Here is an 18,483-nt window from a genome sequence, read left to right as displayed (position 1 = left end):
TTAAAATCGGTCGAAATGGAAAAGAGATTCAACAGCCTAAAAGAGTTTTACCCATTCTATCTATCGGAACATCAAAATAAAACTTCGAGAATCCTACATTTTATTGGGACATCCTGCTTCTTTGTTCTGATCATTGTAGCTATTCTATTATCCACATATTGGATCCTATATTTTGTACCAATTGTAGGATATGGTTTTGCCTGGGTAGGACATTTCTTTTATGAAAAAAATAAACCTGCAACTTTTCAATATCCATTTTACAGCTTAGCATCGGATTTTATTTTGTATTTTGACTTAATACTTGGCAAAGAGAAGTTTGAAACCACCCAAAAACAAAAATAATTTGGTTTTTTTTTCTTGGGATATTGCAATTTCCAAGTAAATATGTATTTTTGTCCTATTCATAGTGTATTTCAAATCTATTATTTTGCATTTAATGGTAAAAATAGTTCTCATTGACGACGATCCTATCAGTACTTTTGTAACAGAAAAACTGATTTCAAAAAATATAAAAGTCCCTTACAAGATTTTTAAGTACCAAAGTGCATCTATAGCTTTGGATGAAATTGATACTATCGTTCCCAACTATTTATTTTTAGATCTTAATATGCCTGAAATGACTGGATGGGATTTTCTGGAAGTTTTCAAACCCACACAAAAATCTCCTGAGGTTTATATTTTAAGTAGTTCAGTCGACGAAAATGACATCATTAAGGCTACTAATTACGCTATTGTAAAGCAATACCTTTCCAAACCATTGGTCAAAAAGTATATTCAAAAAATATTCCTTTAGGTCTTCACCATTTTTTTTTAAATTTTTCAAACTCCCCTAGCGTCTTTTTAGTTAAATTTCAAAATATCGATGAAATTATGGCAAGAGTAAATGCAGAATTAATCGCGGCGTTCCGTAAAACTATATCAAAATTAAGAAAAGGCGCGGCTTATCAGTGGGGACATATGGGTGCATGCAATTGTGGCAATTTGGCCCAAGAACTTATCAGTATCTCCAAAGCTGAAATTCACAGGAATGCAATGGCTAAATCCGGAGATTGGAATGAACAGTTGAATGATTATTGCCCTACCAGTGGATTTCCAATGGATCTGATGATCAGCAAACTTTTGGAAAAAGGTCTGAGTTTGGAAGAACTAAAGCATCTTGAAAAGCTGTCGGACCTTAAAGTATTAGCACAGGTTCCACTGCCCAAAAGAAATCATTTGACCAAAAACAAATTAGAGGATGTTATTTTTTATATGGAAACTTGGTTGAAAATTCTGGAAAATCAGTGGATAGAAGAATACCCAAATTCTTCGATCACATGGTCTGAAAAAAATAACCTCTCTAAGGTATTTGCTTAAATATTTATTTTGATTTACTTAGTGGTATTCAATCCATTTGATGAATAATTCAACCATTAACCTAAATCATACTATGGAGGATTTTGAAGATGATTTTGACGATATCGAGGACGATCTCGATGATGATGAGTTTGCTGAGGAATTTCAGGATGAGGTTTATGATCTCGAAGATGATGGCGACCTTGTAGACTTAAAATTAATCGATTTTGATGAGGATGACATTGACGATGATGAATTCGATGAATTCGATGACGAAATTGATTGATTGGAATTAAAAAACGCGGGACAGGAAGTAATTTTTTTGCTTCCTGTTTTTTTATTTTGTCCTCTATTGTATCTGTATTATCTTTCGGAGAAATTGAGACATTAAAACAATCTAGATATGCTATTAGAAATTTTCAGTTCACCAATCGCTTCTGGGGCACAGCTCTTTTTATTGATCGTATGCGTCCTGATAGGTTTAGGTGCCGGTATTACTGCCATTGATTTTAGAAATACCGATCCTCCAAAAGAAAAATAAAAAAAGTAAATAAAAAAGAGGTCGTGAGGACCTCTTTTTTATTTAATGCACATTTCCCATAAGTCTTCTGATCGGTTTACTCAATAAGAGTAGCAAAACCCCCGCACCAATTGCTGTAAGTACGATTATTTGATATTGGCCTGGCATTTGCGCCAAAGCTTCTTCAGTTCCTCCACTTGCTTCACCTGCAATCAGCCCTGCAAACAAATTGCCTAAAGAAACAGACAAAAACCATATACCCATCATCTGTCCACCGTATTTGGCAGGTGCCAATTTGGTCACCAAACTCAATCCTACCGGGCTCAAACTCAATTCCCCAAACGTGTGTAGCATATAGGTAAAGATCAACCATGTTGGAGCGGCCAAATCACCGGATGCTGCGATTTTAGCAGCAAAATACATTACCAAAAATCCCATCCCCAACAAAATAAGTCCCATCGCAAACTTTAAAGGTGAACTAGGTTCAAGGTTTCTTCTCCCCAACCAAACCCACATTGCACCAAAGAAAGGTGCAAAAATAATGATGAACATGGAATTAACTGACTGAAAATACCCTGCCGGAATTTCCCATCCTAGAATGGTCCTATCAGTGAAGCGTTCAGCAAACAGATTAAGCGTTGACCCAGCCTGTTCAAACCCTGACCAAAAAAGGGCTGAAAACAAAAACAATATCGCAATTACTCCAACTTTTTTCCTTTCATCTAAGGTCAAACCTCCAAATAGTATTACATAGCCCAGATATACTGCAGCCACAATCGCGATGATGGTACCTGAGGCACCTGCAATAGCTGATACATCCAATGGGATAAATCCCATAAATATATTGGTCAATATCAATAAGATAACTGCCCCTATTCCAAACAAAATCTTTTTAAGACGACTCCTTTCCCTGAGATCTGTTTCTGTCAATAACTGAATATCTTCCCCATACCCTTTCAGACTTTCCGATGACATCTTATATTGAATCAAGCCAAATACCATACCCAAACCAGCCAGACCAAAACCGAGATGCCAATCATATATGGCCAAGGTACTGCAGGCAATTGGTGCTATCAAAGCGCCAATATTGATTCCCATATAAAATATGGAAAATCCCGCATCCCGCTTACTACTTCCTACCGGATACAATTGGCCCACAATCGAACTGATATTTGGTTTCAGCAATCCTGTACCCACCGTTATCAGTATCAATCCAAGAAAAAAAGAATTGGTATCTAGGGAGGAAAGTGATTCCTTGGCGCCAGAAGTTTCTCCCAATAAATGCATAAGCCCGGGAAGGGCCATGGTAAAATGCCCAATAGCTATAATAATTCCGCCATACCAGACAGATTTTTTCAATCCAAAAAGCCTATCTGCAAACCAGCCACCTGGCAAAGCCAATAAATAGACACCCATAGTGTAAAGACCATAGATAGCACCAGAAGTTTTATCATCAAATCCCAATCCACCATCAATGATGGCAGTGGTCATAAATAAAATCAAAAGTGCACGCATGCCATAATAACTGAACCTTTCCCACATTTCAGTGAAAAATAAGGTCATTAATCCTTTTGGATGCCCAAACATGGTTGGCCCTTCAAACAAATCCATCTGTTTAAATCCAGGAGTATTATCAAAATTAGTTTCCAAAATTTTAGTGATTAGCAGTTAAATTTATACCAAAGAATTACAATGATAATAGAATTTTTCAAATTGTACTATTCTTCGCCACTTATAGAATGAGATTGATTAATACCGTTTTAAACCAATTAAACCAAACATTTCAATCTATGTAACAACAAAGTTTTTTAACTATATTAATTTTGCATATTTATACCTCGTAATCGATTGTATAAGCAAAAAAAGAACTTTTAATGTTTTTGATTATTGATAATTATATATCTTTGAATCAGAATATTTACCCTAATAAAATCATTATGAGTGTACAATTACCCGAAATCAAAGCTGAGATTAAAAGCTTGTCAGATCTAGGTATAGAAAGCAAAGAAAAACTTTTTTGGAATTTGAGTCCAGCTGAGTTAGTGGAACATGCATTGAATCACAAAGAAGGCAGTCTAGCAGAAACAGGAGCTTTAATGGCTGATACAGGTGAATTTACAGGACGCTCCCCAAAAGACCGGTTCATTGTTATGGACCGCGAAACGGAAAACACGGTTTGGTGGGGAGATATCAATATTCCACTTGAGGAAGAAAAATTTGATCTCCTATATGAAAAAATGATTGGATTTATCAGCAACAAAAATCTTTATGTCAGGGAGGCTTATGCAGGTGCAGATTTAAAATACCGACTCAAATTACGCATAGTGAATACTTTGGCTTGGCATAACATGTTTTGTTATAACATGTTTTTGAGACCAACTGAAAAAGAGTTGGCTGAGTTTCAATCAGATTTCACCATCATTTGTGCACCTGAATTCAAAGCAAATCCAGAAACTGACGGTACACGGCAGGAGAATTTTGCTGTAATTAACCTTTCAAAAAGAATTTTGCTGATCGGAGGCACAGCTTATGCCGGCGAAATGAAAAAAGGAATATTTTCTGTTCTAAATTACCTATTGCCGCATCAGCATGAGGTTTTGTCCATGCACTGTTCTGTAAATGTCGGTAAAGACGGGGATACAGCTGTATTCTTTGGCCTTTCCGGAACAGGGAAGACTACCCTATCTGCAGATCCTAACAGAGGATTGATTGGAGATGACGAACATGGATGGAACGAAGATTCAGTTTTCAATTTTGAAGGTGGTTGCTACGCCAAAGTCATTGACCTGACAAGAGAGAAAGAACCGGAAATTTGGGATGCCATTAAATTTGGTGCCATTGTAGAAAATACAAGGTTTTACCCGGGCACAAGAACTGTAGATTATCAAAACAAAGAGGTTACAGAAAATACCCGGACTTCCTATCCGATAGACCATATCAAAAATGCCATTGTTCCATCCATTGCAGGAATTCCCAAAAACATATTTTTTCTGACAGCTGATGCTTTCGGAGTCATACCGCCAATTTCCAAATTGAATAAAAGCCAGGCAATGTACCATTTCATTTCTGGCTACACTGCTAAAGTAGCAGGAACAGAAGTGGGCGTGACCGAACCAAAAACCACATTTTCCGCATGTTTTGGGGCAGCTTTTCTTCCTTTACATCCAACAGAATATGCCACACTATTTGGTGAAAAGATGGAAAAACACAAAGTCAATGTTTGGTTGATCAATACAGGTTGGACCGGTGGACCTTATGGAATAGGCTCAAGAATGAAGCTTAAATATACGCGTGCCATGATTACAGCTGTCTTAGAAGGTAAACTTGACGAAGTCAACTATCGAAAGCACAGTGTCTTTGGTGTAGCCATCCCCGAATACTGTCCCAAAGTCCCTGACCATGTATTAAGCCCGCGGGCAACATGGGAAGACAAAGATGCTTATGATAAAAAAGCCCGGGAATTGGGAACAGCTTTTATCAGTAATTTCAAAAAATACCTGGATTTCGCTACTGAAGATATCCTTGCAGGTGCACCTCAGTTTTAGTCTATTGACCCCGTTAGAATATTATAAACCCAAATGATAGGAGTACTCAGGTACTCCTTTTTTATTGAGCAAAATTGAAGATGCTCCAAAATAGATTTATTACTTTTGGACAAAATTAAATTTTATGAGCAAAGCAGAAATACACACTGAAAAAGGTACAATGAAAGTTGAGTTTTATGACAACGATGCCCCAAAAGCAGTTGAGAACTTTAAGACACTTTCAAAAAAAGGTTTTTATGACGGATTGACCTTTCATAGGGTACTCCCAAATTTTGTCATTCAGGGCGGTTGTCCGGTTGGAAACGGCACCGGTGGACCGGGTTATAAAATAGATTGCGAATTGGATGGAGATAACCAATACCATGACCGAGGCGTCCTTTCAATGGCCCATGCAGGTAAAAATACCGGCGGTTCCCAATTCTTTATCTGCCATAGCAGAGACAACACCAGCCATTTGGACAGAAGGCATACTTGCTTCGGGAAGGTAGTTGAAGGACTTGAAGTCATCGACCTAATCCGTCAAGGAGATAAAATAGAAAAAATCGTCATTACGGAAGAATCGGTTTCAGAATAATGCACCGGCTATAGTGGCCGTCATCAAACAGGCTAAGGTTGCTGCCATTAAAGCCCGCATTCCAAGTCTTGAAAGATTACCTTGTTGGTTGGGTGCTATACTACCGATTCCGCCAACTTGGATGGCTATGGAACTGAAATTTGAAAACCCACATAGGGCATAAGTGGAAATCACAATGGATTTGGCTGACAGCATGTCAGCCGATTTCATTTCCGCCAAACTCAAATAGGCTACAAACTCATTGATTACAGTTTTTTGGCCCAATAAAGAACCTACTTGAAGAGTTTCACTCCAGTCCACACCTATAATCCAGGCAAATACCCGAAATACCTGACCAAGAATATATTCCAAGGAAAAACCTGAAAATTGTCCTCCAGTGGATGAAATCACCAGTTTGTTAAGTCCGGTATATTCTCCTATCAATCCAGAAAGAATAAAGTTGAGGGCAGCGATCACTGCAATAAAAGCCAATAACATTCCTCCTACATTCAATGCCAGTTTTAATCCTTCTGATGCTCCTATGGACATGGCATCAATCAGGTTGACACCCATATTTTCGCCGCTTACTTCAAGCTTATCATTGACGATTTCTTTATCCGTTTCGGGAATCATGATTTTGGACATCACAATGGCCGCAGGGGCATTCATGATACTCGCGCCAAGAAGATAAGCAGCAAATCGGCTCTGTTCGGCAAGACTGTCCCCACCCAAAAAGGCCACATATCCTGCAAGCACCCCTCCGGCAATAGTCGCCATACCTCCTGTCATCAGACACATCAACTCGGACCTTGACATGGTTGGAATAAAAGGCCTGACCAGTAAAGGGGCCTCTGTCTGTCCAAGAAATATATTGCCAGCCGCAGACAGGCTCTCAGGGCCCGATAAGCGCATGGTACGGGACATCACCCAAGCAATTGCAAAAACCACTTTTTGTAAAACTCCCAGATAATACAATCCTGCCGAAACAGTGGAAAAGAAAATAATCGTTGGCAAAACCTGAAAAGCAAAAATAAATCCAAATGAATTGGTAGCCAGGTCACCAAAAATAAATACTGCTCCATCTGCGGAGAAACTCAGAAACTTGACAAATGCCCTAGACACCAAAGCAAATATCTTTGCGACAAACTCAACCTTGGTAATCAAAAAACCAAATACCGCTTGAAGTATCACTCCAATGCCGACCAATCTCCAATCCACTCTTTTTCTATCAGAAGAAAAAATCAAAGCAACTCCAAGAAGGGCAAGAATACCTATCAAACCTCTAAAGTAATCCATCTAAAATAAAGATTAATTATATGTTATTAAAATGAATATCCCCCTATTGTAGGTTGTACCATTTTTCTATTCTGACGACCGGAAGACCGAGGACGGAAGACGGAAGTAACCAGCAAACCATGGTCTGAACTCGGATTTTCTAAATTCCCTTTACTTGTATCATTGCGGATAATCATATTATTTAAATAGTTTTTGATTCGGTAAACCCAAAGATCAAATCCCTTTCGTTTTTAAAGAAGAAAGCCTGGCTTAAACCAGGCTTAAAATCAGTTTCTTCTGTTTATCTCATCCCGTATCCTGGCTGCTCTTTCATAATCTTCATTATTGATGGCTTTGTCTAGCATTTGGTTCAATTTATCTAAACTGAAATCTTTTAGTGAATCTGAACCACGCGACGTAGTACTGCCCGACCTACTTGGTTTGACCTGTTTTTGTTGTTCTTTTTTCTCTTCTTCTTCATTGAACTCAATGGCCGCTTCTGACATCACTTTTGAAACACAATAGATAGGCGCATCAAACCTCACTGCAATGGCTATCGCATCAGAAGGTCTTGCATCGATTTCAACAGTTTTGGAAGCACTTTTGCAAATAATTTTTGCATAAAATACTCCTTCCCTCATATCAGAAACCAATATTTGGTCAATAGAGAAATTAAAATTGGATGAAAAAGACTTAAACAAGTCATGCGTCATGGGTCGGTTAGGAATAATTTTCTCTATCTCAATAGCAATAGCCTGTGCTTCAAACATGCCTATGACAATAGGAAGTCTCCTACTACCTCCGACCTCTCCCATCACCAAGGTGAATGACCCTGATTGAGAATGATTTGATGATAATCCAAGAATTTCTAATTCGATAATATGGTCCACAGAAATTATTTTTGGGCTTTGACAGCTTCAGTTAGTTTGGGTAATATTTCAAATGCATCTCCAACAATCCCATAATCAGCTGCTTTGAAGAATGGTGCTTCCGGGTCTTTGTTGATTACTACAATGTATTTTGAAGAATTCACACCCGCAAGATGTTGAATAGCACCCGAAATTCCAACTGCTACATACAAAGTAGGGGCAACTTTTACACCTGTCTGACCAACATGTTCATGATGTGGTCTCCAACCTATATCCGAAACCGGTTTGGAACAGCCCGTAGCTGCACCAAGTTCTTTGGCCAGGTCTTCGATCATCCCCCAGTTTTCGGGACCTTTCATTCCTCTTCCTCCTGATACCACAATATCTGCTTCAGGCAATAAAACCTCACCTGTTGCTTTGTCTGTGGAAGTGATTTTTGTGGCAAAATTAGCATCAGCTATACTCAAAGTGACTTCTTCTACCTGTGCAGCCGTACCGTCTGTTTTCAGATCCACAGCATTCTTTTTTACAGCAAGTATTTTATGGTCAGCAGTGACTACCGTTTCTGCAAATGCTTTACCTGTATAAATACTCCGTTTGACTTTGTATCCTGATGTATTATCTGGTAATTCCACCACATTGGAAACAAGGGCTGCATTTAATTTCACTGCAAGTCTGGCCGCTACTGCATCACCCAAGGATGACTTTGCCAGAACCAGAGTCCCTGCACCCACTTGATTGTATACTTGGGCAACAGCATCTGCATGGGCCTGAATGATACCTTCATTTAATTTATTGTCATTGACGTGGATAACTTTGGAGGCTCCTGCAGAACCGACCTTTCCCAACTCATCAGCGGAAATCGATCCCAAAGCCACTGCTACCACCTCCCCAAAGGATAATTTATCCGATAGGGCTTTACCATAGGAAACAGCTTCCAAACTTGTTTTTTTGACGGAACCTTCCGCATGTTCTATATATACTAAAACTGACATAATATCTTTATTTTCAACTGATTAAATATAATTACTTAAAGCACTTTTGCTTCATTTTTCAAAAGCCTTACCAACTCAGGAACATTGTCTTTGTCGACCAATTTAACCGAGCCTTTTGCAGGTGGCAATTGATAGGCTATGACTTCGGTATTGACTCCGTCGACGCTGGCTTCCACCACCTGTAATGGTTTGGTCCTAGCAGACATAATGCCTCTCATATTTGGAATTTTCCACTCGGCAATGGGTTCCTGACATCCCGCAATTAAAGGTAATTTTGCCTCAAGATATTCTTTTCCTCCTTCGATCTCTCTCGCCATTTTGACGATATCTCCATCCACTTCCAGTTTCATGACAGGAGATACAGAAGGCATTCCCAACAACTCACCAACCATTCCATGAACCATTCCTCCGTTGAAATCTATAGATTCTCTTCCCATCATGATGAGGTCATATCCATTTTCTTTTGCGATGGCAGCAATCTGATTGGCGACAAAAAGTGAGTCCTTTGGAAATGCATTTACCCGGATGGCATCATCTGCCCCTATTGCCAAAGCTTTTCTCAAAGTTGGTTCCGTTTCTGCCTCCCCTACATTCAGCACCGTCAAACTAGCACCAAGTTGGTCTTTCAATTCAACAGCTCTTGCCAATGCATAATCATCGTAGGGACCAATGATGAACTGAACGCCATTTTTATCAAACTTGGTATTGTTGTCAGTAAAATGGATTTTGGATGTGGTATCCGGAACGTGTGTAATACAAACAAGAATTTTCATGATGTATATTTAGGTTATTTATTTTTAAATTTGCGTGAATTTAGTCATAAGGCCATAATTAAAAAAAGAATTCATGAGCAAATTGTCCCGCATCGAAATGCTGAAAATCTTTGCTGAACAAGAACCACAAAATCCTTTCAATTGGTATGCATTGGCCTTGGAAAATCAAAACAGCAATCCTGATAATGCTGAAGTTTATTTTAATAAACTCCTGGTGGAACATAAGGTTTACCTTCCTACCTATTTTCATGCTGCTGCTTTTTTTCATGAATTAGGAGAAATTGACAAAGCCAAAGAAATTTATGAAAAAGGAATCAGTTTGGCAAAAGAGCAAAAAGATGAAAAAACCCTCAAGGAGTTGAAAAACAGTTACCAGAATTTCCTGTTTGAAAATGACCTTTTCTGAAATTGTTCAATCTTTGTGGAGAAAATTGGCATTTTCAGAAAGGGGAATGACATCGGTTTCTGCTTCATCCCGAGGTACGAGGGATCTCCAGCGGTACAATTAGACGGTTGAATTACTGGAAAAACTTAACCTTTTAACCCAAAATCATGCTTTTCCTGAACCTCATGAGACCCCGAATCCCATCGGGATCAGGGTGACGCTTGCCTTAAGAAAGTCTGCCAGCTCCCAAATCTGTCATTGTAAAATCCTGATCACAATTTTTCCGGTTTGGAGACCTTCTTTCATTCGGTCAAAAGCTTGTACAAAATCTCCCATTTTGAATATTTTATCAATAACTGGAACAATATTTTTTCCCTTTACCAATGCCAACATCTGCTCAAAATCAAGATCACTACCCATGGTACTGCCTATCAGTTGGATCTGATTCCAAAAGACCTTTCTGGCCTGAAATTCTTTTGGATTGCCTTTGGTGGCTCCATAAAAAACAATTCGACCTCCCGGCTTAATCACCTTAATCAAATGATCAAGTGTATCTCCCATAGCACTGTCAATGATCAGGTCAAAGCCTCCTGTTTCCTCCGAGGCAATATCAGACCAATTGTCATCAGTGTAGTCAAACCCGTTTTCTACCCCTAGTTCCTTTGCCTTCTTGATTTTCTCAGCCTTACTGCTATTCACATAGACTTTTGCTCCATTGGCCAAGGCAAACTGAACTGCAAATTGGGCCACTCCCCCACCAAAGCCTGTCACTAAAACTTTATTCCCTTTTTGCACTTGTCCCTGAACACAAACTGCCCTGTAAGCCGTCAATCCTCCTAAAGGCAACCCTGCAGATTCGGCCCAATTTAAATGGTCAGGCTTTAAGTGAACCCTATCCACAGGTACTTTTACATATTCGGCCAAGGTGCCGTTATCCGGCATTCCCAATATCTTAAAATCTTTGGACTGCACCCTTTGATCATCACCCCAATTCATTGCAGGATTGATGATTACTTCCTTGCCAACCCAAGATGAATCCACTTCAGCACCAACCTCAGCAATGGTGCCTGCACCATCTGAACCCAATACCACTCCGTTTTTCAGATTTGGATACAAACCCTGCCTGCACCATTCATCCCTATGGTTTATAGCGGCTGCTTTTACATGCACCAGTACATCATTCGACCCAAGATCAGGAAGGTCTATGTCGCTTAGTTCAATTTTATCCAATAATTCGAGATTGAGGGTTATTGCTTTCATGGGTATGGGAGTTTGGAAGTATGGAAGTAAGAAATTGTAAGTATCAGTTTCGCAGCAGGCAAGACAACCTTTGAGGTCTTTTTTCAGACCTCGAAGGTTTTAACACTAGGAAAAAGGTCCAAAGTTCCTATTGAAGCTTACTTGTATTCTTAAGACCTTCGAGGTTCAAAAAAAACCTCAAAGGTCAAGCATCTCGCTTCTTGTTTCTTGGCTCTTTTATCTTGTATCTTGCCTCTCGCATCTCGTCTCTCGCTTCTCAAAATGGTGCCGACTCTCCACTACCCGCTCCACCTGGGAAGGGTTCATCAAAATCACCCCCATTGGCTTTACTTTGGACCCTGATCATATTGCTGGAATCAAAATCCTGTCCACCTGCACTACTTGGAAACTTACTTCCATAAAGTGCATCTTGGGGTTTGTAAGGTATATTCATCTCTAAGTCGGTGAACTTAGTGTATTTACCGATAAATCGTAGTTTGACAGTATCCAAGGATCCATTTCTATGCTTGGCAATGATTACTTCCCCGACACCTGCTGTAGAAGCACCGTCTTCATCTTCGGTGATGCCATAGTATTCAGGACGGTAAAGGAACATCACCATATCCGCATCCTGTTCAATCGCACCTGATTCCCTCAAATCTGAGAGTTGGGGCCTCTTGTCTCCTCCCCTGGTTTCTACAGCCCTGGAAAGCTGTGAAAGGGCTATAACAGGAACACTCAGTTCTTTTGCGATTTTTTTCAAGGCCCTTGAGATACTTGCAATTTCCTGTTCCCTGTTTCCTCCTCCCCCGGATTTGGAATCACCTGACATCAACTGCAGGTAATCGACCACAATCATTTGGATATCATGTTGGGCTTTCAGCTTTCGGCATTTTGCCCTTAATTCCAATATAGAAAGCGCAGGGGTATCATCGACAAACAATGGGGCTTTCGAAAGATTGCCTGTTTTATAGACAAGTTGCTGCCATTCGTGCTCGGCAAGGTTTCCTTTTTTGATCTTTTCGGAATCCAATTCAGCTTCTGAGGATATCAATCGGTTGACCAACTGAATCGAGGACATCTCCAATGAAAATATTGCCACGGGACGGTTATGGTCTACGGCAGCATTTCTCAATACCGTCAATACAAAAGCTGTTTTCCCCATAGCGGGTCTTGCTGCAATGATGACCAAATCTGACTTCTGCCAACCTGAAGTAACCCTGTCCAAAGCAGTAAATCCACTTGGAACACCTGTGAGACCATCTTTTTGTCCTTTTTTGGACTCCAATTCCACGATGGCCTCTTTCAGGATAGATCGCATATCGGAATAATTCTTCCGGATATTTTTTTCTGAAATTTCAAAAAGGGACTGCTCCATTTTATCCAAAAGCTCAAAAACATCCGTAGTATCTTCAAAAGCTTCTCTTTGGATTTCGGAGGAAATGCTGATGATTTCACGCTTCATGGACTGTTCCGTGATGATTCTGGCGTGAAATTCAATGTTAGCAGCTGAGGAAACTTTGGAGGTAAGTTCGGTGATAAAAAAAGCACCACCTGCCATCTCCAATTGACCTTTCTTGCGCAATTGGTTGGTGACTGTCAACAAATCTATGGGCTGACTATCCGAGAAAAGATCAAGGATAGCAGAAAAAATAACCTTGTGTGCTTCTTTGTAAAAGCTTTCAGGTTTCAAAATATCCACAACAGCAGTAAGTGCATCCTTTTCCAACATGAGTGCACCCAATACAGCTTCTTCTAAATCTATGGCCTGAGGAGGTAATTTCCCCATTCCCATGGGGCTCCCCAAATCAGGTTTTCTCTTTCCAACTATTCTGTCTTTTCCTGTAGGTCTATTCTCTGCCATAACCACAAATGTAGCCCCTTTGCCCCAATCTTTTTGAACAATTTATTAACGTCTTATTAACGAGTTATTCACAATTCAAATTGTACTGGTCGACTCGATTTCGACAATTGTACGGTAGAGAGGTGGATTTAACACGACCGATCCAATAACAGGTTCAAAAATCATATAGAGACTTCTCCTTGTCACCTCGACGGCAGGAGAAATCTACTATGCCCACCACTGCTAAAACCCAACAAGTAGGCCCAACATCCATCACCCCCTCACCTTCGCAATCAACTTCTCTGCGCACCGCTCCCCATCCATAGCCGCGGATACAATTCCTCCGGCATAACCTGCCCCTTCAGCGCAGGGATAAAGGCCTTTGATGATGGGATGTTCGAAGGTTTCTTTGTCCCTTGGAATCCTTACCGGAGAGGAAGTCCTGCTCTCAACTCCGATGATTTGGGCCTCGTTGGTCAGGTAACCTTTCATCTTTTGGCCAAAAGCAACCAATCCCTGTTTCAATCTTTGTGCAATAAACTCAGGTAATACTTCATGCATGTCTACCGACAATAATCCGGGTTGATAGGAAGTTTCCAACAAACTTTTACTGGTCTTTCCATGGGTGAAATCCACCATCCTTTGGGCAGGGGCAGTTTGGGTCTCCCCTCCTGCTCTCCAAGCCCTTTGTTCCACCTCAGCCTGAAACATCATGGCAGCCAATGGCCCATATTTCTGGTATTGCGGGAGATCTTCCAACTCAACCGCTACCACCATCCCCGAATTGGCAAATTTGCTGTCCCGCCTGCTTGGACTCATGCCGTTCACTACAATTTCTCCGGGTGAAGTGGCCGCCGGAACGATAAATCCTCCCGGGCACATGCAAAAAGAAAATACACCACGCTGTTTTCCCTGATACATAGTCTGATGAACCAATGAATAAGAAGAAGCAGGTAAATAAGACCCCCTATCCACCGCACAATGGTATTGTATCCTGTCAATTAAAGATTGAGCATGCTCAATTCTTACCCCCAAAGCAAAGGGCTTGGCTTCAATCAAAATCTTTTTTTGATGTAACAAATGAAAAATATCCCGGGCTGAGTGTCCTGTTGCCAAGATGACGCCAAGACCCAAAATCTTTTCTCCATCTTGGGTAATTACTCCCTTGATTTCATTGGCATCCAAAATCAGGTCAGTCACTTTGGTTTCAAAAAGCACTTCTCCCCCAGCCTGAAGAATACTTTCCCTAAGTTCTGCTACCAATTTTGGAAGTTTATTGGTGCCAATGTGGGGGTGGGCATCAACCAATATTTCTTCTGTAGCCCCATGGGAAACCAATATTTCCATGATGCGGCGGATGTCACCCCGCTTTTTGGATCGGGTATATAACTTTCCGTCTGAATAGGTGCCTGCCCCGCCTTCACCAAAACAATAATTGGATTCGGGATTGACAATATGTTCCTTATTGATCGCTGCAATGTCACGCCTCCTCGCCCGAACATCCTTCCCCCTTTCAATCACAATGGGCTTAAGCCCCAATTCAATGACCCTCAACGCTGCAAACATTCCTGCAGGCCCTGCACCCACAATAATCATAGGATCAGCATTACTGACATTTTGATAAACTTTGGGAGAAGTTATAAAAGGAGTTGGGGGTTCTTTAATAAATACTTCGGCAGTCACATTGACTTTGACCTGCCTGCCACGTGCATCAATCGACCTTTTCACCTGCCGGGCGATGGCATCAGAGTCATGGGATTTCAATCCCAATCGCTTCAATGCCACTTCCTGAAAAACCTCCTCATCATATGCTTCCTGAGGAGTTAATTGTAATTGTATTTCTTTTTTCATCGTGTAAGGTTTTTATCCTTAAAATTGAGATGTTAGATGTGAGACACAAGACGTAAGATTTATGACTCAAAACTCAAGACAAATTTACATTGAATGTAGTATGAAATTTGAAATAGACTTGTCCTTGTCACCTCGACGTCAGGAGAGGTCTAATTCCTAAGACTGAATCGATTTCTTCCGCCACAGTCAGGCTTCTTAATTACGGACACCTCAGGCAGGCGAAATGACAAGGATAGGCGAGTCTCAATTTTCTTATCCAATCGAATCAAATCCCCGAAATCTCTCTACTTAGCATCCTTTACATCACATTTCAACAAAACCTCAATCTTACAACGGACCCAATCTTGTGTCTTGGCTCTTGTTTCTTGGCTCATGTTTCTCGTATCTCGCCTCCCGCTTCTCGCTTCTCCCTTCTTTGTACTTGGTTCATTGTACTTTGTACACCCATCATTCCTCCCCAAACACTTCCTTCACTACCCAACCTTTCCCCCACTCTTCTCTTTCTTTTTCAGTCCAAAGTTCAGGATAGAAAATGACTTTTTGGAAACGGGGCGGTAAGTACTTTTGCCAATTGGTTCCTCCGGTAGCTGCAATGTCTACCGGGTCCCTTTGGAGATAACGGACGGCTGATTTGTAATGGGCCAAAGGCCAAAACACATTGGCTTTCAGGTCAAAGTCCTTCATCAGTTTGGTCAGCTCTTCGTCTTTTTCGGTGCAGGAAACATATTTCTGCCAAATGTTATTGGATCTATAATTATGGATAAACGCTTTAAGTCTAATTCCATATTTTTTCTCAAAGGTCTTCAATGTCAAGGTTTTTTCACCTGTTGCCAATTCCACTGCCCCATGTTGCCAATACAGGTTATCAAATAATTTATTGACATCAGATTCATCTTTCATTTTCTCCCTGATATCTATGAAAAGCAATTGCTGTACATCACAGGCCAGAATTTCGATGACCCGGTATTGGGCACTCTGAAATCCACTTGATGGCAAAAGCGACATCCTGAATTTCAGGAACTGTTCTCTTTCCATGCCTTTCCACATCACCGCAAATGAGGATATCAATTGGTCAAAATACATGTTGACCCTTTCCAGCCTTTCTTTGAAAAACCGGGCGTCTATGGGTTCCCTTTCTGCGATCTGCTCCAATTCCCAAATGATCAGCTTGAAGTAAAGCTCCGTGATCTGATGGTACATGATAAAGATCTTTTCATCCTTGAAGGATGTCCGGGGCTGTTGCAGCGAGAGGAGAATATCCAAATTGATATAATCCCAATAAGTCATATAATCAGCATACAATAGCCCCTCAAGGTAAGAAGAAAGGTCCTGACCGGAAGCCTTGAATTTTTCCTGAAGTAGCTCTATTTTGTCTAAAACGTCTTTTGGGTATTGGACTGGGCTCATGTGCGAATTTTTTGCTCAAATAGGTAGTTTTTTCCCCTCCTTCTTATTTATTTCATGGCGGGAAAGCAGCTTTTCGGCTGTAAAAATCCATTTAAATTAGCAATAAACCAAAAGTATATGGAAAGTACAGCAACTGTCCACAAGTCATTGAAGCAGGATATGTTTGAAGGAGTGGACTTTTATCAGATCGACGACCTCTTGACCGAGGAACACATCCTTATCCGTTCCTCCATCCGCGATTTTGTCAAAAAAGAGATCAGTCCTTACATAGAAGATTGGGCACAAAAAGCCCACTTCCCTTATGAAATTGTAAAGAAATTTGGCGATGTAGGCGCCTTCGGACCACAGATACCTGAGGAATATGGCGGCGGCGGATTGGATTATATCGCCTATGGTCTGATCATGCAGGAAATAGAAAGGGGCGATTCCGGGATGCGTTCAACAGCTTCTGTCCAAGGTTCATTGGTGATGTATCCCATCTATAAATTCGGTTCCGAAGAACAAAGAAAAAAATACCTGCCCAAATTGGCATCAGGTGAAATGTTGGGCTGCTTTGGCCTGACCGAACCTGACCACGGTTCAAATCCCAGTGGCATGACGACCAATTTCAAGGACATGGGTGACCACTACCTACTCAACGGTGCCAAGATGTGGATTTCCAATTCCCCAAAAGCGGACATAGCAGTAGTATGGGCCAAAAATGAAGAAGGAAGAATCCACGGTCTGATCGTGGAAAGGGGTATGGAAGGCTTCAGTACACCTGAGACACACAACAAATGGTCTTTGCGTGCTTCATGTACCGGGGAGTTGGTTTTTGACAATGTAAAAGTTCCCAAGGAAAACCTGTTGCCCAACAAATCCGGTTTGGGGGCACCATTGATGTGTTTGGATTCTGCTCGATATGGCATTGCTTGGGGGACATTGGGTGCTGCAATGGATTGCTATGATTCGGCTAGAAGGTATGCGATGGAAAGGATACAATTTGACAAACCGATTGCTTCCTTCCAATTGATCCAAAAGAAACTGGCCGAGATGCTGACTGAAATCACCAAGGCCCAATTGCTGGTCTGGAAACTCGGCAAGATGATGAATGAAGGCAAGGCCACCACTTCCCATATTTCCTTGGCCAAAAGAAACAATGTAGCGATGGCCCTGGAAATCGCCCGCGAAGCCCGTCAGATCCATGGTGGAATGGGCATTACAGGAGAATACCCGATCATGCGCCACATGATGAACTTGGAGTCAGTGGTGACTTATGAAGGTACGCATGATATCCATTTGTTGATCTTGGGGCAGGAGATTACGGGGATAGCGGCTTTTAAGTAAGAAGGAAGGTGGGAAGTGTTTCCCGCTAAGGCGCAAAGGAAAAGACCTTAAATTATGGGTGTGGTTATTTCCCACAAAGACACTGAGGCACAAAGAGAAGGTTGGAAGAGCATTTCTCTTATTAAAAATGGAGCTTCTCCAACCTTTTTTCTGATAGATCTTTGTACGGGGTAATTGCCATTACAGAAGCATTTTTTGGAACCTTTTAAAAAAGTTTGAATAACAAAACAACCCCCTCCAGATCTCTCCGGAAGGGGTTGTCCAATTAAAAAGCCATAAATTGTTATTCTTCTTTTACCAGTCTGCCTATCATCACCTCATTGCCCGCCTGTACCATAACTTGATACATACCTGAACTCAGGCCACTCAGGTCAACATTCCGGACAAAGCTGCCTTCCTGATGTTCCTGTTCTTCGTACACCAGCCTGCCTGCGGCATCGAAAATTCTGATGCCCACCGATCTCGCGCCTGACAGTTGGACAAGGATATTGGTTTCCTGTTTGGCAGGGTTTGGATAGATCAGAATTTCTCCGGGAGGAAGTTCTCTGTACATGGTAATCTCTCTGC

At 41.0% G+C, this 18,483-nt stretch carries 19 protein-coding genes; 9 read left to right on the top strand and 10 right to left on the bottom strand.

The features are described 5' to 3' along the window. Positions 1–15: 15 nt before the first annotated feature. From HMJ38_RS11485 to HMJ38_RS11465, 5 genes are all read left to right on the top strand, one after another. Positions 16–342 (top strand): DUF962 domain-containing protein, encoded by a 327-nt coding sequence (locus HMJ38_RS11485; RefSeq protein ID WP_194974549.1) that lies wholly within the window; start codon positions 16–18, stop codon positions 340–342. Positions 343–436: 94 nt separating this feature from the next. Then, a complete protein-coding gene (locus HMJ38_RS11480; protein ID WP_194974548.1) occupies positions 437–793 on the top strand; it encodes a response regulator in 357 nt (118 codons plus the stop codon). A 77-nt stretch (positions 794–870) separates the two neighbouring features. Next, positions 871–1,356, top strand: a complete 486-nt coding sequence (locus HMJ38_RS11475; RefSeq protein WP_194974547.1) for a hypothetical protein — start codon at positions 871–873, stop codon at positions 1,354–1,356. Positions 1,357–1,429: 73 nt separating this feature from the next. Continuing rightward, complete coding sequence (locus HMJ38_RS11470) at positions 1,430–1,621, top strand: hypothetical protein (protein WP_194974546.1); 192 nt, start codon at positions 1,430–1,432, stop codon at positions 1,619–1,621. Between the two features lie 117 nt (positions 1,622–1,738). Next, positions 1,739–1,876: a hypothetical protein gene (locus HMJ38_RS11465; RefSeq protein WP_194974545.1), complete on the top strand. Its 138-nt coding sequence runs from the start codon at positions 1,739–1,741 to the stop codon at positions 1,874–1,876. Between the two features lie 42 nt (positions 1,877–1,918). On the opposite strand, the gene HMJ38_RS11460 is transcribed toward HMJ38_RS11465, so the two are convergent. Continuing rightward, complete coding sequence (locus HMJ38_RS11460; RefSeq protein WP_194974665.1) at positions 1,919–3,466, bottom strand: peptide MFS transporter; 1,548 nt, start codon at positions 3,464–3,466, stop codon at positions 1,919–1,921. A 326-nt stretch (positions 3,467–3,792) separates the two neighbouring features. On the opposite strand from HMJ38_RS11460, the gene pckA reads away from it, so the two are divergent. Together pckA and HMJ38_RS11450 are read left to right on the top strand one after the other, a co-directional pair. After that, a complete protein-coding gene (gene pckA, locus HMJ38_RS11455) occupies positions 3,793–5,400 on the top strand; it encodes a phosphoenolpyruvate carboxykinase (ATP) (RefSeq protein ID WP_194974544.1) in 1,608 nt (535 codons plus the stop codon). Between the two features lie 124 nt (positions 5,401–5,524). Beyond that, complete coding sequence (locus HMJ38_RS11450; RefSeq protein ID WP_194974543.1) at positions 5,525–5,974, top strand: peptidylprolyl isomerase; 450 nt, start codon at positions 5,525–5,527, stop codon at positions 5,972–5,974. On the opposite strand, the gene HMJ38_RS11445 is transcribed toward HMJ38_RS11450, so the two are convergent. The 4 genes from HMJ38_RS11445 to HMJ38_RS11430 form a co-directional block, all read right to left on the bottom strand. Further along, positions 5,966–7,249: a NupC/NupG family nucleoside CNT transporter gene (locus tag HMJ38_RS11445; protein WP_194974542.1), complete on the bottom strand. Its 1,284-nt coding sequence runs from the start codon at positions 7,247–7,249 to the stop codon at positions 5,966–5,968. The genes HMJ38_RS11450 and HMJ38_RS11445 overlap by 9 nt on opposite strands. A 266-nt stretch (positions 7,250–7,515) precedes the next feature. Further along, positions 7,516–8,118 (bottom strand): bifunctional nuclease domain-containing protein, encoded by a 603-nt coding sequence (locus HMJ38_RS11440; RefSeq protein WP_194974541.1) that lies wholly within the window; start codon positions 8,116–8,118, stop codon positions 7,516–7,518. A 5-nt stretch (positions 8,119–8,123) separates the two neighbouring features. Beyond that, positions 8,124–9,092: an electron transfer flavoprotein subunit alpha/FixB family protein gene (locus HMJ38_RS11435; RefSeq protein WP_194974540.1), complete on the bottom strand. Its 969-nt coding sequence runs from the start codon at positions 9,090–9,092 to the stop codon at positions 8,124–8,126. 35 nt (positions 9,093–9,127) lie between these two features. After that, a complete protein-coding gene (locus tag HMJ38_RS11430; protein WP_194974539.1) occupies positions 9,128–9,865 on the bottom strand; it encodes an electron transfer flavoprotein subunit beta/FixA family protein in 738 nt (245 codons plus the stop codon). Between the two features lie 73 nt (positions 9,866–9,938). Here HMJ38_RS11430 and HMJ38_RS11425 point away from each other — a divergent pair, with 73 nt between their 5' ends. Continuing rightward, positions 9,939–10,271 (top strand): tetratricopeptide repeat protein, encoded by a 333-nt coding sequence (locus HMJ38_RS11425; protein WP_194974538.1) that lies wholly within the window; start codon positions 9,939–9,941, stop codon positions 10,269–10,271. A gap of 234 nt (positions 10,272–10,505) precedes the next feature. On the opposite strand, the gene HMJ38_RS11420 is transcribed toward HMJ38_RS11425, so the two are convergent. The 4 genes from HMJ38_RS11420 to HMJ38_RS11405 form a co-directional block, all read right to left on the bottom strand. Beyond that, entirely contained in the window at positions 10,506–11,510 is a 1,005-nt protein-coding gene (locus HMJ38_RS11420) for a quinone oxidoreductase family protein (RefSeq protein ID WP_194974537.1), read from the bottom strand. A 256-nt stretch (positions 11,511–11,766) separates the two neighbouring features. After that, entirely contained in the window at positions 11,767–13,353 is a 1,587-nt protein-coding gene (dnaB, locus tag HMJ38_RS11415) for a replicative DNA helicase (protein WP_194974536.1), read from the bottom strand. A gap of 252 nt (positions 13,354–13,605) precedes the next feature. Continuing rightward, entirely contained in the window at positions 13,606–15,183 is a 1,578-nt protein-coding gene (locus HMJ38_RS11410) for an NAD(P)/FAD-dependent oxidoreductase (protein WP_194974535.1), read from the bottom strand. A gap of 447 nt (positions 15,184–15,630) precedes the next feature. Then, a complete protein-coding gene (locus HMJ38_RS11405) occupies positions 15,631–16,590 on the bottom strand; it encodes a tryptophan 2,3-dioxygenase family protein (protein WP_194974534.1) in 960 nt (319 codons plus the stop codon). Between the two features lie 117 nt (positions 16,591–16,707). Here HMJ38_RS11405 and HMJ38_RS11400 point away from each other — a divergent pair, with 117 nt between their 5' ends. Beyond that, positions 16,708–17,916: an acyl-CoA dehydrogenase family protein gene (locus HMJ38_RS11400; RefSeq protein WP_194974533.1), complete on the top strand. Its 1,209-nt coding sequence runs from the start codon at positions 16,708–16,710 to the stop codon at positions 17,914–17,916. A gap of 283 nt (positions 17,917–18,199) precedes the next feature. Here HMJ38_RS11400 and HMJ38_RS11395 read toward each other — a convergent pair. Next, positions 18,200–18,483: T9SS type A sorting domain-containing protein (locus HMJ38_RS11395; RefSeq protein ID WP_194974532.1), on the bottom strand; the 284-nt coding region annotated here is incomplete at its 5' end.

Origin of the sequence: Aquiflexum lacus (assembly GCF_015476655.1) — a bacterium.
GTDB lineage: Bacteria > Bacteroidota > Bacteroidia > Cytophagales > Cyclobacteriaceae > Aquiflexum > Aquiflexum lacus.
The sequence above is the reverse complement of the archived record's forward strand: the minus strand, read 5'-3'. Positions and strand labels throughout refer to the sequence as shown.

Coding starts and splice junctions, on each gene's coding strand:
- pckA (WP_194974544.1), top strand. CDS start 3,793: ATGAGTGTACAATTACCCGAAATCAAAGCTGAGATTAAAAGCTTGTCA.
- HMJ38_RS11470 (WP_194974546.1), top strand. CDS start 1,430: ATGGAGGATTTTGAAGATGATTTTGACGATATCGAGGACGATCTCGAT.
- HMJ38_RS11460 (WP_194974665.1), bottom strand. CDS start 3,466: ATGGATTTGTTTGAAGGGCCAACCATGTTTGGGCATCCAAAAGGATTA.
- HMJ38_RS11445 (WP_194974542.1), bottom strand. CDS start 7,249: ATGGATTACTTTAGAGGTTTGATAGGTATTCTTGCCCTTCTTGGAGTT.
- HMJ38_RS11480 (WP_194974548.1), top strand. CDS start 437: ATGGTAAAAATAGTTCTCATTGACGACGATCCTATCAGTACTTTTGTA.
- HMJ38_RS11410 (WP_194974535.1), bottom strand. CDS start 15,183: ATGAAAAAAGAAATACAATTACAATTAACTCCTCAGGAAGCATATGAT.
- HMJ38_RS11450 (WP_194974543.1), top strand. CDS start 5,525: ATGAGCAAAGCAGAAATACACACTGAAAAAGGTACAATGAAAGTTGAG.
- HMJ38_RS11400 (WP_194974533.1), top strand. CDS start 16,708: ATGGAAAGTACAGCAACTGTCCACAAGTCATTGAAGCAGGATATGTTT.
- HMJ38_RS11465 (WP_194974545.1), top strand. CDS start 1,739: ATGCTATTAGAAATTTTCAGTTCACCAATCGCTTCTGGGGCACAGCTC.
- HMJ38_RS11475 (WP_194974547.1), top strand. CDS start 871: ATGGCAAGAGTAAATGCAGAATTAATCGCGGCGTTCCGTAAAACTATA.
- HMJ38_RS11485 (WP_194974549.1), top strand. CDS start 16: ATGGAAAAGAGATTCAACAGCCTAAAAGAGTTTTACCCATTCTATCTA.
- dnaB (WP_194974536.1), bottom strand. CDS start 13,353: ATGGCAGAGAATAGACCTACAGGAAAAGACAGAATAGTTGGAAAGAGA.
- HMJ38_RS11435 (WP_194974540.1), bottom strand. CDS start 9,092: ATGTCAGTTTTAGTATATATAGAACATGCGGAAGGTTCCGTCAAAAAA.
- HMJ38_RS11420 (WP_194974537.1), bottom strand. CDS start 11,510: ATGAAAGCAATAACCCTCAATCTCGAATTATTGGATAAAATTGAACTA.
- HMJ38_RS11430 (WP_194974539.1), bottom strand. CDS start 9,865: ATGAAAATTCTTGTTTGTATTACACACGTTCCGGATACCACATCCAAA.
- HMJ38_RS11405 (WP_194974534.1), bottom strand. CDS start 16,590: ATGAGCCCAGTCCAATACCCAAAAGACGTTTTAGACAAAATAGAGCTA.
- HMJ38_RS11425 (WP_194974538.1), top strand. CDS start 9,939: ATGAGCAAATTGTCCCGCATCGAAATGCTGAAAATCTTTGCTGAACAA.